Consider the following 13566-nt stretch of genomic DNA (forward strand, 5'->3'; position numbering starts at 1 on the left):
AGATTGGGGGTGGTTCCAGCACTCCCAATTTTCCTTATCTTTTCCCTGATCTTTATTTCTTCATATTTTCGACTCTTTAGTAGTTTGAACTTTATTGACTATGACCTTACGATTCTGCACGGTTATCTTTACATCACCGGCTTTCTCGATCATCTTAAATACCTGTGAGGCATTTTCATATTTCGAGATACTTCCTCCAAAAAGGATGGACTTGGCGCCTTCGTCTGCAAAGGAAACATCGATATCGTACCAGCGGCTTATCTTTTTCATGACCTCCTCCAGACTTTCTTCAAAAAATACAAAATAGCCGTTCTTCCAGGCAATGATATCGTCCATATTTTCTTCAATGACACGTACTTTCTCATCCGAATAGATGGCCGATTCACCCGGCTTCAAACGGCTCTCGTTGAATAGTACCGAGCCCTCGACCAAGCTGGTCTTTATATATGTATTGTCCCCATAGGCATTGACATTAAACTCGGTACCCAAAACCTTGACGTGCTGATCATTAACAGACACTACAAAGGGTTGATCTGCATTTTTGCTGACCTTGAAATAAGCTTCTCCTTCCAATGCTACATGCCGTTCCGGCTGATTGTCATAATTATTGAAGAACGACAGCTTCGACCCGGCATTGAGCCATACCTGTGTACCATCCGCAAGACGGACCTCATACTGCCCGCCTTTTGGGGTAATGATCTGGTTCTGCTTTGCTGTACCGGATGCCTGCCCAGCCTGATAAATCAACTGCCCATCGGTAGTCAGCTTTACCCAAGCACCATCGATGTTGACCAACCGATCTTGGGTCAAGGTATCCAATACTACGGAAGTGCCGTCGCTACGCTGTAATATGGCTTTATTGCTTCCTGGTTCTAAGGCCTGCAAGGCGACTGGAGTTGTCCCATCGGGGGGGGTCGAAGAGCCAAAGGGATAATAATAGTAGGCTATACCCAAAACAAGTGCAATCGAGGCTGCATAGCCTGCTATCCGGCGATATAGTCTTCGCGTTTTCTCAGAGCGTCTTAATGGAAGTCTGGCTTCCAAGAGTTTAAAATCATCCCGTATCTCCTCTTGGGAAATTCTATCTGCACCAAATTCTCCACGGTCCAACCATTCCTGCAACAGACGAATTTCTTCCGCCGTACACTCTCTTCTTTTATATCGCTCAAATAGGGTAATAATCTCTGACTTCTCCATATACCTTGGCTATAATTTAGTAGGTAGACGGGAAAGCCCGGCAAAAGGGTTAGAAAAAATTATAAAAAAATAAAATGTAGTAAGTGGCCCAATTTCAGCTTGAGGGTTTTCAAGGCCTGATACATGTGACTTTTCACGGTCTCTTCGGAAACGCCAAGTCTCGAAGCAATCTCCTTCCGGCTTAGGTGGGATGTACGGCTGAGCTCAAAAACCTCTCGTGTCTTCGGCGGCAGGTCAGCAATTTCCTCCGCAATACGTGTAGACAGCTCTTTGGTGCGGATCAAATGGTCAGTGGTATTTTCTGTGGCATTTACATAACTGTAAAAGCTATCGATATAACGTTGCTTTACCTTATCTCGTGCAATACAATCCAAAAGCCTATTCTTCACCGAAGAGAACAGGTAGCCCGAGAGAGAGGTCTCATACTGTATATCGCCCCGCTTCTCCCAAATCGTCAAAAAGACATCGTGCAAAATATCCCGTACAATTTCCCTGTCATGCGTTCTCTCCCATAAAAAAGTGTAAAGGGGCAATTTAAAACGGTTATAGACTTCCGTATAGGCCGACTGGCTACCTTCACGCAGCTTAATCAGCAAGTCCAAATCCGAATATTCTTTATACCTTTCCAATACTTGATCTTTTACGAAGCAGGCAAACTGGCTACAAAGTTAGCGTGTTTTTTAGCACTTCATGCCGCTAACAGGTTATAAATATATTATATTTTTATTAAATGCAACAGGTCACATGAATTAGTCTGTTAGGCAAGATAATCAAACCGTTTAGGCCACTTTAAAAAATCGCCTAAGCGACTTTTATAAATTGAGTACTCGTTTTGTACAAAATGAGTACTCAATTTGAATAAAACGAGTACTCATTTTCATAAGAAGAGCGAAGCCATCTGTACAAACGTCCTAACTCTTTCATTCGTATATGCCAAGCATTTTATCTAAGTTTGTTTTTAAATAGAATTGACTATAAAGCAAATTAAACCGATGAAGATAATAGCAGTTGGCCGTAACTATCGTAATCACGCAATGGAGCTTAACAACCCTGTCCCGGAAAAGCCCGTCATTTTCTTAAAACCGGATACAGCCGTACTAAAGGATAACAAAGACTTCTACTACCCCGATTTTTCGAAAGATATACATTACGAAGTGGAGGTGGTACTTCGCATCTGTAATGAGGGGAAGCATGTGTCCCGAAAATTTGCACATCGCTATTATGATGCTATTGGTCTTGGCATAGACTTCACCGCACGCGATATCCAAAATCAGCACAAGGAAAAAGGATTGCCCTGGGAACTGGCGAAGGCATTTGATCATTCTGCCGTTATCAGTCCGCTTATTCCCAAGGAGGAATTTGATGATGTACAGAATCTATCGTTTTCATTACGAAAGAATAATAATATCGTACAGGAAGGCAACACCAAAGATGTTATTTTCAGTTTTGACGATCTCATCGTGTTTATTTCTCAGTATATTACTTTACGTAAAGGTGATCTCATTTATACGGGAACACCTGAGGGCGTAGGGTCTGTACAGATTGGCGACAGCTTGGAAGGCTTTTTGCAAGGTAATTCCATGTTTACCTGCACGATTAAATAATAGGAAGATGTACATTTTCAAACTGACTATAGCGCTACTTCTCACTTTTCAGCTGGCATCTGCGCAACAGAAAGGCATCACTACTTCACGCACTTACCCGCAAGGTTATTTTCGTAATCCACTGAACATTCCTCCCGATGCCTCGGGGACATTCGGCGAATTACGTAGCACGCATTTTCATGCTGGCGACGATTATCGTACGCAACAGCGAATAGGTCTGCCTTTACATGCTGCAGCTGAAGGGTTTGTATCCCGCGTGCGCGTGCAGATCGGCGGCGGTGGTAATTCGGTGTATATCGATCATCCAAACGGCTATACGACGGTGTATCTCCATATGGATAGATTTAATGACGCCCTGACGAATATCGTGCGCGCTGAACAATATAAGCAACAGCGTTTTGATGTGGATATCATGCTTCAAGTGGGACAAGTCAAGCTCACCAAAGGACAATATATCGGAAATGCCGGAAATACCGGAGGCTCCGCAGGACCGCATCTGCACTTCGAAATACGGGATACCAAGACACAACGGCCACTTAATCCACAATTATTTGGCCTACGTTTTACGGACAACTTTCCTCCAACAATTAACGGGATAACCGTTTATGATCTCCATGATAAAATTTTCAACGAACATACGCCGCGACGTCATCAGCGTATTAGAGCCATCGGGTCAGGTCGCTACGCACTTGTCAATGACGCTCCTATATCGGTTAATGGTGCCTTTGGGCTGGGCATCAACACCACCGACAGACATCGGGCTGGCGGATTTCGAAATGGAGTATACTCCATCGAGCTATTTCTGGACGGGAAACTGCTATCGTCCGTAGTTTTTGAAGAGCTGGACTTCAATACCAGCCGAGCTATACATGCCTATATCGATTACCCGTACTGGAAATTGTCAAAAAATAAGGTACAGAAAAGCTTTAAAGATCCGGGAAATCCTATCGAACTATTTAAACATCTGCAAAATGGAGGAATCATGGAACTCAAGGATAATGCGGTACACGAAGTCAAGTATGTGGTCAAAGATGTGAAAGGCAATTGCAGTGAATTAAATTTCAAGGTACAGCATAACAGTAGTTTTCAACCTCTTGCTAACACTATCCGAGGTGAACTTTTCGCTTATAATAAAGCGAATACTTTTGCAACTCCTGCCGTAAAACTCGAAATGCCGGTCGGCGTGTTATACGGTGATTTGGATTTCATGTATGAGGAAAGTGCACCGATAACGAACGCCTATTCACATCTACATCACATCGGCAATAACCTTACCCCTCTTTTTTCGACTTATAAGCTCCAGATCAAACCCACAGATCTTCCCAAACATCTGGAAAGTAAAGCCTTGATTGCATCCGTTCAGTCAGGTTCGGAAGGTGGTAAGTTCGAAAATGGCTGGGTGACGGTCAATACGCGAAATTTAGGATCATTCTATGTTGCCGTAGATACTATCCCACCTACAATCACCGCACGTAATCTGACCAATGGCAAGAATGTCGCCCGGCAATCGAAGATAGATTTTACAATTTCGGATAACTTTTCGGGTATACAGTCTTTCAACGGCTATATAGACGACAAATGGGTACTAATGGAATATGATTCTAAAAACCGACACTTGTGGCATAGATTTGATAAAGATCTTTCCAAAGGCACACATAAGTTGAAGCTGATCGTCAGGGACTGGAAAGACAATGAACGTGTATACGAAGCAACATTTATACGATAGAGACCATGTCTCACTTTAAAATTTAATAGATATGACAGAGCTAAAAAAAGGGGATAAAGCGCCAGAAATCATCGCGAAGAATCAACATGGTGAAACCGTTAAGCTTTCAGATTTTAGGGGTAAAAAGGTAATTTTATATTTCTACCCGAAAGACAACACGCCAGGCTGTACGACGGAAGCCTGCAATTTCCGGGATAATTACCAGAGCTTGCTGCATGACGGCTTTGAAGTCATCGGCGTAAGCATCGATAGCGAACAATCGCATCAAAAATTCATTGCCAAATTCGAATTGCCGTTTACTTTGTTGGCCGATGAAGATAAAAAGATCGTCAGCGACTACGGCGTCTGGGTAGAGAAGAACATGTACGGCATAAAATATATGGGTACAGCACGCACCACTTTCGTGATCGATGAAGACGGTATTATCCAACACATCATCAAAAAAGTAAACAATAAGAATGCGTCACAGCAGATTCGGGATTTGGTGATTTAGACCGAGATCGTACTGAAGAATCTTATATCTAAAATCTAAATACTAATATCTATATTTCCTCTATAGAAAATTTTCAAAGGCTGAGGAGAGAACGAAAATTGCTGTTTATATCTTAATATAATTGTATATAAACAGCAATTTATCTAAGTTTGCCCTTATGAGCAAACAGACAGACGATTTTTTCAAGAGCATTATCTCACATGCTAAGGAATACGGTTTTGTGTTTCCTTCCAGTGAAATTTATGACGGCCTAAGTGCCGTGTATGATTATGGCCAGCTAGGTTCCGAACTAAAGAATAATCTGAAGACCTATTGGTGGAAGTCCATGGTGCAACTGAACGAAAATATCGTCGGGATAGATGCCGCTATCTTTATGCATCCAACAACATGGAAAGCTTCGGGGCATGTTGATGGATTCAATGATCCGATGATCGACAATAAAGATTCAAAAAAAAGGTACCGTGCAGACCAACTGATCGAAGATAAGATTGATCGCTATGAAAAAGACGGAAAAACGGATAAGGCTGCACAACTCCAAAAAGATCTGGACGATGCGTTGAATGCAGATGATTTAGTTCGCTTAAAAGCCATCATCGAGGAACATAATATCGTATGTCCTATATCAGGCACAAAAAACTGGACTGATGTACGTCAGTTTAACCTGATGTTCGCCACACAGATGGGCGCTATGGCCGACGGTGCAGAACAAGTATACCTACGTCCTGAAACGGCACAGGGAATCTTTGTAAACTTCTTAAATGTCCAGAAGACCGGAAGGATGAAAATACCTTTTGGTATTGCACAGATCGGTAAAGCATTCCGTAATGAGGTTATTGCTCGTCAATTTATTATCCGGATGCGCGAATTTGAGCAGATGGAACTGCAATTTTTTGTTCGCCCTGGTTCTGAATTAGAATGGTATGAAAAGTGGAAAGAGACGCGTTTAAAATGGCATCTGGCTTTAGGTGCGGACCCCTCCAAATACCGTTTTCATGACCACGTAAAACTGGCACACTATGCGAATGCAGCAGTGGATATTGAATATGATTTCCCTTTTGGTTTTAAAGAAGTAGAAGGTATCCACTCTCGTACGGATTTTGACTTAAAGCAACATCAGGAATATTCGAAGAAAAAAATGCAGTATTTTGATCCGGAGATCAATCAAAATTATATTCCATATGTTGTTGAAACGTCGATCGGGCTCGATCGATTATTTCTCAGTATATTGGCTAACTCATTAGTGCACGAGGATTTATCCACTGCGGAAAAACAAGATTCACGGGTTGTTCTGAAATTCCATCCTGTTATTGCGCCGGTAAAGGCCGCGGTACTTCCCTTGACAAAGAAAGATGGTCTTCCTGAAAAAGCACGTGAAGTCATGGCACAGCTAAAGCTGGATTTTAACATTCAATACGATGAAAAGGATTCAATTGGTAAACGCTATCGTCGTCAGGATGCTATCGGCACACCATTTTGTATCACGGTAGATCACCAAACTTTAGAAGACGAAACAGTCACCATACGCCATCGCGACAGCATGGAGCAAGAGCGTATACATATTGGTCAATTACACCAGATTATCGGTGAACGGGTCAGTTGGACGAAACTCTTAGAGCAGCTCATCTAAGCTATCGAACAAATACTACAAAATTGGATAAAGGCAATACAATATAAGGTGTTGCCTTTTTCTTTTTGTACTTTTGTACCATACACATTAACTAATTTATCTATGGTAAAGACTATTACAAGATTTGTATGTATTATTTTCTTCGGCATAATCGGTACACACCTATCGTATGCACAAAGCGACACACCAATTAAACAAACTGCGCTAGACACTATTCCTATCTCTCAGATTGACACTGAACAAAAAAGGTTAGCTGCTGAAAAACAACGGGCAATAGATGCAGAACGACGGGAAGCTGCGGCGGAGCAAAAACGAATAGCAAAAGCAGAAGAGGAGGCCCGAAAAGCGGAATTAAAAGCGGAGAAAGAAAGAGTTAAGGCAGAAAAAGAAGCAGAGAAAAGAGAAAAGAAGCTCGCAAAGCGTGAAAAGGAACTTGCAAAAGCAGAAAAAGCACGAAAGAAAGCTGAAAAAAGATATAATAAGGCGGTAAAGAAGTCTGAAAAACTCGAAAAGAAAATTGTCAAGCAAGGAAAGAAAATTGAAAAACTCCAAAAAGACTTCGACAAAAAAATGGATCGGAAGAAACTAAGTGGTATCGATCAGGAAAAAGTAAAAATTAAAATCAGCAAAGAAAAAATTAAGTTGAAAGAACTTCGTAGGGATTTGGAACAGAATGAAAAAGAAATCAATAAGCTCCGATAGGAGCTTATTTTAAGACGATACTCGCGCGGCCCATAATAGCATTATCCGCATACAAAAGTACAGTATATGCACCCTTCCGGAAGCCTTGATTATTATTGTTCCATAAGAACTCGTATTCTTCGCCATTGTTTGTAAAACGTATGGTTTCTTTGAACGTATATTGCAGATCATCATTATTGACCTGAAAGATATTTTCCTCTTTCACAATGAGATTACCATTTGGATCTACAATCCGTATATAAATATCTTTGTTTCCCTTCGTCGCTAATGGATTGTCAGCGATTGAAAACTGAATTTGTAATTCGTCTACCCGCCTGGCTTTTGTCTCAATTTCACGGTTACCCCTTCGCTTGATTTCAACCCCATTAATCACCATATTAGAGACTTTAATGGATGAGGCTACTCCCACCTTCTCCCGTAAGGCACGATTGCTGCGTTCCAACGTCTGAACCTTGTCTGTCTGCGAATTAACAGTACTATTCAGTTCTTCATTTTCTTTTTGCAGAAGTTCATTTTGAAGGTTGAGTTCTTCAATTCTGACTTTTAGGTCGGAGACGCTATTTTTCAATAGTCGGACTTCTGATTTCAAATCTGCTAAGCGATCTTCAGACAGGTTAGCAACGTCGAGGTTTGAACGTAAATTTGCTATTCCTTCCCGCACCTTCTGCTCGCTCAACACAATATCTTCCGAGCCCATAGTCTCTCCTTCTCTTTGGATGTTATCCAATTCTGCCTCGATCCTATCGATCTCTATTTGCAGATTTTCTTTCTGCAAAGCGATAGTATATAGTTTTTCTCCTGACGACTTGAACTTCACGTAGAAATAGACATTCGTCAAAAGAAGAGCAACAATAGCGATGATAAAAAAATAAACCTTGGAATTATCTTTTTTTCTTACCTGAATTTCACTTTTATTTTCCTTACTAGTCTGTACTTCCATTACCAAAATAAGTTATCCAACGACAATCCCGCATTTGTAACAATCACGTAACAAAAACTATTCCAAATGGATAATTATTATTCAAAATAATTTAAAATGTCAAACCCTCCGTCTTTAAGGTATTGCTCTTTACGCATAAGCTTTAGATCGGAAAACACCATATCCGCAATCAGCCGCTGTAAATCATACTGAGGCTTCCAACCCAATTTCTCCTGTGCTTTACGTGGGTCTCCAATGAGTAGATCCACTTCCGTCGGGCGATAATATGCAGGATCCACTTTAACTACTGTCTGACCAAGTTTAATAGTGTCCGGATTTAAACCATGCGCCAACAACTGCTCGCTATCCTTGTCAATGATAACGCCTTTCTCCTGCTCACCCCTACCGCTAAACTCTACATCAACCCCCAACTCAGCAAAACTCAGTCTTACGAAGTCGCGAACAGTAGTCGTTACACCAGTTGCAATTACAAAGTCCTCGGGTTTCTCCTGTTGGAGAATAAGCCACATCGCCTCTACATAATCTTTCGCATGCCCCCAGTCTCGTTGTGCGGATAGATTACCCAGAAACATCTTATCTTGCAATCCTAAAGCGATTTTCGCCACTGCACGTGTAATCTTTCGGGTGACAAAGGTTTCGCCCCGAATAGGGCTTTCATGATTAAACAGAATACCATTACACGCATACATACCGTAAGCTTCCCGGTAATTAACGGTGATCCAATATCCATATAATTTAGCAACGGCATAAGGACTTCTTGGATAGAAAGGTGTAGTCTCACTTTGCGGAGTTTCCTGAACCAGTCCATACAGTTCGGAGGTTGAAGCTTGGTAAATTCTTGTCCGTTGATTCATACCCAATAACCGCACCGCTTCCAAAATTCGCAACGTTCCAATACCATCCGCATTGGCCGTATATTCGGGTGTGTCAAAACTCACCTTGACATGCGATTGCGCCGCCAAATTATAAATCTCGTCGGGTTGAATCTCCTGAATGATCCGTATGAGATTGGTCGAATCTGTCAAATCACCAAAATGAAGTATAAAGTTGCGATGATCTAAATGTGGATCCTGATACAGGTGGTCTATCCGGTCCGTATTAAAGAGAGAGCTTCTTCGCTTCAGACCATGAACCTGGTATCCTTTCTTCAACAAAAATTCCGCTAAATAGGCACCGTCTTGCCCCGTTATACCTGTTATCAGCGCAACTTTTTGGTGTTCTGTTTCCTTCATAATGCAATATTATCCAAAAAAATCGGATAATATTGCATGATAATGTGATTTTAAATGGGCTTAATCACCTATAGAACGACTATAATGCTGCTATAGCCGCATCATAATTCGGTTCGTTTGTAGTCTCTGCAACTTGTTCGGTATAGATGACTTCACCTGTCTCATCCAGCACAATAACGGAACGGCTCAACAATCCCTCCAATGGACCGTCTACAAACTTCACGTTGTACGCATCGGAGAAGTTTGAATTTTTATACTCCGACAGGGTGATGACATTATCCAATCCTTCTGCAGCACAGAAGCGCTCCTGCGCGAAAGGCAAGTCTCTGGAAATGCAAAGGACAACAGTATTTTCAAATTGAGCTGCTTTCTCGTTAAATGCACGTACGGAAGCCGCACATGTACCTGTATCAATACTCGGAAAGATACTTAAGACTACTTTCTTACCCTTAAAATCTGCTAAAGATTTCTGCGACAAATCACCAGCGGTCAATGAAAAGTCGGGTGCTTTAGTTCCTATGCTAGGTAGATCACCTGCTGTATTGACCGTATTTCCTTTAAATTTTACTTGACTCATATCGTAATGTTTTAATGTTTAGTGAACGGTAAGTAAGATAACAAATAAAAGGGACGGTCGTTCGAAATAATTAAAAAAATGATTTTTCTAAAACACAAGCTATGCTTGTAGGATGCGTAAAAATAGTTAAGTTTGTCTTACACAATAAAAGACAAGCACATGAAAGTAGAGCTAAACAGAGTAAATAAAGCCGTTCATTTTGAAGCCTCCAGCAACCTTTCCGACGTCAAAGTACACATTGACGGCTCGGAAGCAATTGGAGGCGAAGGAAAAGGAGTTCGCCCCATGGAACTCGTGCTCATGGCGTTGGGATCATGTAGTGTACTCGATCTAACCACCATCCTCCAAAAACAACGTCAGGAAATCGATGATATCCACATCGAGGTGAGTGGCAAAAGGCGGGAGGAAGTGCCTAACATTTTCACAAGTATACATATCAGCTTTTCCTTAAAAGGGAAAATTGACGAGATAAAAGCCCAAAAGGCAGCAGAGCTTGCTGTAAAAAAGTATTGTTCTGTACATGATATGCTCGCTGCTGGAGGAGTAGAGATTACGTACAGTATCCAGGTGAATTAGAATTGTCTTGTGATTTTTATCTTTTTATTACTCAGCGCTTCTACGTCGACACGTACATCTAATACAGAGAATTTTGAAGTTTCAATAATCTGATAAACAACTCCTTCCGAAATTTTGTATTTTCCCTTGGCCATAACAAATCGCACGTTGCAGTTCGGCAAGTCAACATCAAAGCCATTGCTTATTAGAGCTTCATTGGACGTCGACTCCCCCATATTGCTTTTCTTGAAATTCAACGTCAGATTCATGATTAACTCTTCATAAGCTGCAGTAGGATTTTTACAGAACCGAAGTGGTTTCGAATACGTGAAGGTATCACCATCAATTGTAAACACACGAAAGAAACCCAAGGTCTTTTTCCAGTTGGCGATCTCGCCACTCCTGCATACTGCCCCTGGCCGAATACTGAGGGTTGGCGTTGTCCCCACCAACGCCTCACGTGGACGGTGACTATGCCCATTAAGCACGACATTGATCTTGTGTCGATTGATAAAGGCAGTATCAACACGATTGTGCCGATGCTGCGCAAGTATACGAATCTTGCCGGGTCCGGCGGTATTCAGGAAGCTTTCTAATAATATGCCCTGAAGTCCGCTCAAGGGTGCCTTATCCGGAATATCTATTCGCGGGTCTCCCAAATAATCGTCCGAAGCAATAATTCGTGTATCCAAATAGGAAAACCCATAAGTCCTTTTCCCCATCAGCCGATTCCACTGGGCAGCTTTTGCCGGAAAATCGTCTGCTTTCGGTCCATAAAAATCGTGATTTCCAGGAATAGAAAATACGGGGGCATCAAAGCCATACGCCCCCGAAAATCCATGTGCCCCCTCAAAGAAATTCTTATATTTCTCCTCTGCCAAGGGAGGATTTTTAAACCCGGAACGAACTGTACCGCCCCACCCTAGTGAGTCCGCATCAAAACGTGTATAGTCATGAATAATATCACCGGTTACAATAATATATTCGGGATGAATAATATTTGCTACTTCAATAAAGCGATCCAATAACTCCAGTTCTTTAGCATAGCCATTTTCTGGAGAACCTACCCACTGCCGAGACACATGCGGGTCACTGATATGAATAAAACGATGAGGATTACGATAGGTTTTCAATACTTTAACAGATCGTTTTGAGATGTTCGTTTCACCATTGCTTTTGATGATCAAATCATACAGTTCTTCCGGCGTACCTTCAGGAATAGTTATTCGAATTTTATTGTTGACAACAGCTTTAGTAAAAGTATCATATTCAAACCATCCCTTTCTAACGCTATCAACCGACAAAACCATCCGGTTATAAGGGCCTTCCAAAATGACCGAATCAACTGGCATATCCGTCGTATTATCATACAGGATGTCTATTGTTTGCCCAACTAACACAATAGCCGGACACGCTCGCCACGGATACACAACCCGGTTGGCTTGCACCAGCGAATATTCCGAAATAAAAACGAACAAAATAAGAATAAACCTTTTCATTTTTTTGACACAGGTGATTTTGGTTAAATATGCGCTCTTTTACTATTGATATGAACCCCAGAACTGCAGCTCGCTCCATTGAATATAAGGAACGTTGTCTGTATTGTTCTTTTTGAGAACAAACCGTATATAACGGAAAGCTTTCCCTGTCATATTCGGATCAATATCAAAACCAAAACCGTCCATAACAAAAGCAACATCCTCAGCACTTTCAACCTGTGGTGCATTAGCAGGCGTTCCTGAAGGAAACTTAATTTCACAATCTGCCAGCTTTTCCCAATCGTTCTTCCATTCATCGGTGCCTCCAGCGTCAGGCCACGAGGTCCAGTACTTGAGGTTATCCGCCTGACTGCCGTCACCAATTTCGTTTATCTTCTTTGGATTATTTGTTCCCCAGACTTCAAATTCATACCACACCCAAGCGGAATAGTAAGGTGTCCGCCCCCGCGTATAATATTTAAATCTGCTATACTTAGCTGCTACGCCCAAGTCAAACGTCACATAATTGGGGGATGGGAATGCGGACGTACTTGCTCCCGGAACGTATTGGTTCATTGTAGGTGGTCGATAGTAAAAATAGCCAGAATTATCCCATGTATTATCGTCATAAAGATTCCGTACCCGACCACGGTAGACCCCTTGAGATCCAGCATTTGCCTGAAGCAGTTCGCCTCTATAGACACTGTGGTCATAATCATACAAATCCCACAGGTTAGTGTTATTTACCTTCCCTAATATTTGTGTTTCATATAACGGCGTCAGCAGGGTGTCTAAAGGAGCCGAAACATGATTCCATCGGTCAGTCACTTCAAGAGAGAAGGGCTGCTCAATAGCCTCGAAATTCCTGAACGTGTAACCGCCATTTTCGGCGCTGGAATAATGGCGTTCGTAAAGCGTCCGTTCTCCAGAGGGGTCAATGGTATACAACGATATTGCAATAGGCTTTTTTAAAGGGTTTTCCCACCTTGCACGTACACCGCTGAATGTCTCTTGTGTCTTTAATGTCCGACGTATGAGCGTCACAGGAGGAGTCAACGGTTTAATGGTTACCGATACAGGTTCCGACAAATTATCGCTTTTATCTACAGCATACAACTGAACAACATGTTCATCGGTATTGGCATACCCTTCTAAAACAATTGAATTATTGAATGCCGAGGCATAAACTTCCATAGGTTCTTCATTTTCGCTGAATTTAAAAACAGCCTTCGCTCCTAACAAGTCTTCGTCTTCGGGCAATGTATAGTGCAGTATTGCGCCTCCATTTGTATTCTCAACTTGTACATCCGTAATGCTACCTGGAGGCACTTTATCTTGTGGATCGCTCCAATCTTTTATCTCTGTACATCCCTCCAATAGAGCGGACACAAGCACACCTATATATAATGCTAACTTTTTCATATCTATGCGTTTT

Annotated in this window: 13 protein-coding genes; 6 read left to right on the forward strand and 7 right to left on the reverse strand. The window is 41.8% G+C overall.

What is annotated here, in order from left to right; translation table 11 throughout:
- Nucleotides 1–60 precede the first annotated feature (60 nt).
- A complete protein-coding gene (locus G5B30_RS01815; protein WP_165318241.1) occupies nucleotides 61–1197 on the reverse strand; it encodes a FecR family protein in 1137 nt (378 codons plus the stop codon).
- Nucleotides 1198–1256: 59 nt separating this feature from the next.
- Nucleotides 1257–1826: an RNA polymerase sigma factor gene (locus G5B30_RS01820; protein WP_165318242.1), complete on the reverse strand. Its 570-nt coding sequence runs from the start codon at nucleotides 1824–1826 to the stop codon at nucleotides 1257–1259.
- A gap of 363 nt (nucleotides 1827–2189) precedes the next feature.
- Between G5B30_RS01820 and G5B30_RS01825 the strand changes: the two genes are divergently transcribed.
- From G5B30_RS01825 to G5B30_RS01845, 5 genes are all read left to right on the forward strand, one after another.
- The gene (locus tag G5B30_RS01825) at nucleotides 2190–2801 is read left to right on the forward strand and encodes a fumarylacetoacetate hydrolase family protein (RefSeq protein ID WP_165318243.1); all 612 of its coding nucleotides are present in this window, start codon (nucleotides 2190–2192) and stop codon (nucleotides 2799–2801) included.
- Nucleotides 2802–2808: 7 nt separating this feature from the next.
- Entirely contained in the window at nucleotides 2809–4527 is a 1719-nt protein-coding gene (locus G5B30_RS01830; protein WP_165318244.1) for a M23 family metallopeptidase, read from the forward strand.
- A 31-nt stretch (nucleotides 4528–4558) separates the two neighbouring features.
- Nucleotides 4559–5020: a thioredoxin-dependent thiol peroxidase gene (gene bcp / locus G5B30_RS01835; protein ID WP_165318245.1), complete on the forward strand. Its 462-nt coding sequence runs from the start codon at nucleotides 4559–4561 to the stop codon at nucleotides 5018–5020.
- Nucleotides 5021–5177: 157 nt separating this feature from the next.
- On the forward strand, nucleotides 5178–6647 hold the full coding sequence (locus G5B30_RS01840; RefSeq protein WP_165318246.1) for a glycine--tRNA ligase: 1470 nt from the start codon (nucleotides 5178–5180) through the stop codon (nucleotides 6645–6647).
- Between the two features lie 102 nt (nucleotides 6648–6749).
- Entirely contained in the window at nucleotides 6750–7349 is a 600-nt protein-coding gene (locus tag G5B30_RS01845) for a hypothetical protein (RefSeq protein WP_165318247.1), read from the forward strand.
- 4 nt (nucleotides 7350–7353) lie between these two features.
- On the opposite strand, the gene G5B30_RS01850 is transcribed toward G5B30_RS01845, so the two are convergent.
- The 3 genes from G5B30_RS01850 to tpx all read right to left on the reverse strand — a co-directional run bounded on the left by G5B30_RS01850 (nucleotide 7354) and on the right by tpx (nucleotide 10098).
- Nucleotides 7354–8289 (reverse strand): hypothetical protein, encoded by a 936-nt coding sequence (locus G5B30_RS01850; RefSeq protein WP_165318248.1) that lies wholly within the window; start codon nucleotides 8287–8289, stop codon nucleotides 7354–7356.
- 77 nt (nucleotides 8290–8366) lie between these two features.
- Nucleotides 8367–9521, reverse strand: a complete 1155-nt coding sequence (gene gmd, locus G5B30_RS01855; protein WP_165318249.1) for a GDP-mannose 4,6-dehydratase — start codon at nucleotides 9519–9521, stop codon at nucleotides 8367–8369.
- 79 nt (nucleotides 9522–9600) lie between these two features.
- Complete coding sequence (gene tpx / locus G5B30_RS01860) at nucleotides 9601–10098, reverse strand: thiol peroxidase (protein ID WP_165318250.1); 498 nt, start codon at nucleotides 10096–10098, stop codon at nucleotides 9601–9603.
- A gap of 159 nt (nucleotides 10099–10257) precedes the next feature.
- Here tpx and G5B30_RS01865 point away from each other — a divergent pair, with 159 nt between their 5' ends.
- Complete coding sequence (locus G5B30_RS01865) at nucleotides 10258–10674, forward strand: OsmC family protein (RefSeq protein WP_165318251.1); 417 nt, start codon at nucleotides 10258–10260, stop codon at nucleotides 10672–10674.
- Here G5B30_RS01865 and G5B30_RS01870 read toward each other — a convergent pair.
- Entirely contained in the window at nucleotides 10671–12152 is a 1482-nt protein-coding gene (locus tag G5B30_RS01870; RefSeq protein ID WP_165318252.1) for a metallophosphoesterase family protein, read from the reverse strand. The two genes, G5B30_RS01865 and G5B30_RS01870, sit on opposite strands and share 4 nt — an antisense overlap.
- A 42-nt stretch (nucleotides 12153–12194) precedes the next feature.
- A complete protein-coding gene (locus tag G5B30_RS01875; protein ID WP_165318253.1) occupies nucleotides 12195–13553 on the reverse strand; it encodes a DUF4959 domain-containing protein in 1359 nt (452 codons plus the stop codon).
- Between the last annotated feature and the right edge of the window lie 13 nt (nucleotides 13554–13566).

Source organism: Sphingobacterium sp. SGG-5, assembly GCF_011043525.1.
Lineage (GTDB): Bacteria > Bacteroidota > Bacteroidia > Sphingobacteriales > Sphingobacteriaceae > Sphingobacterium.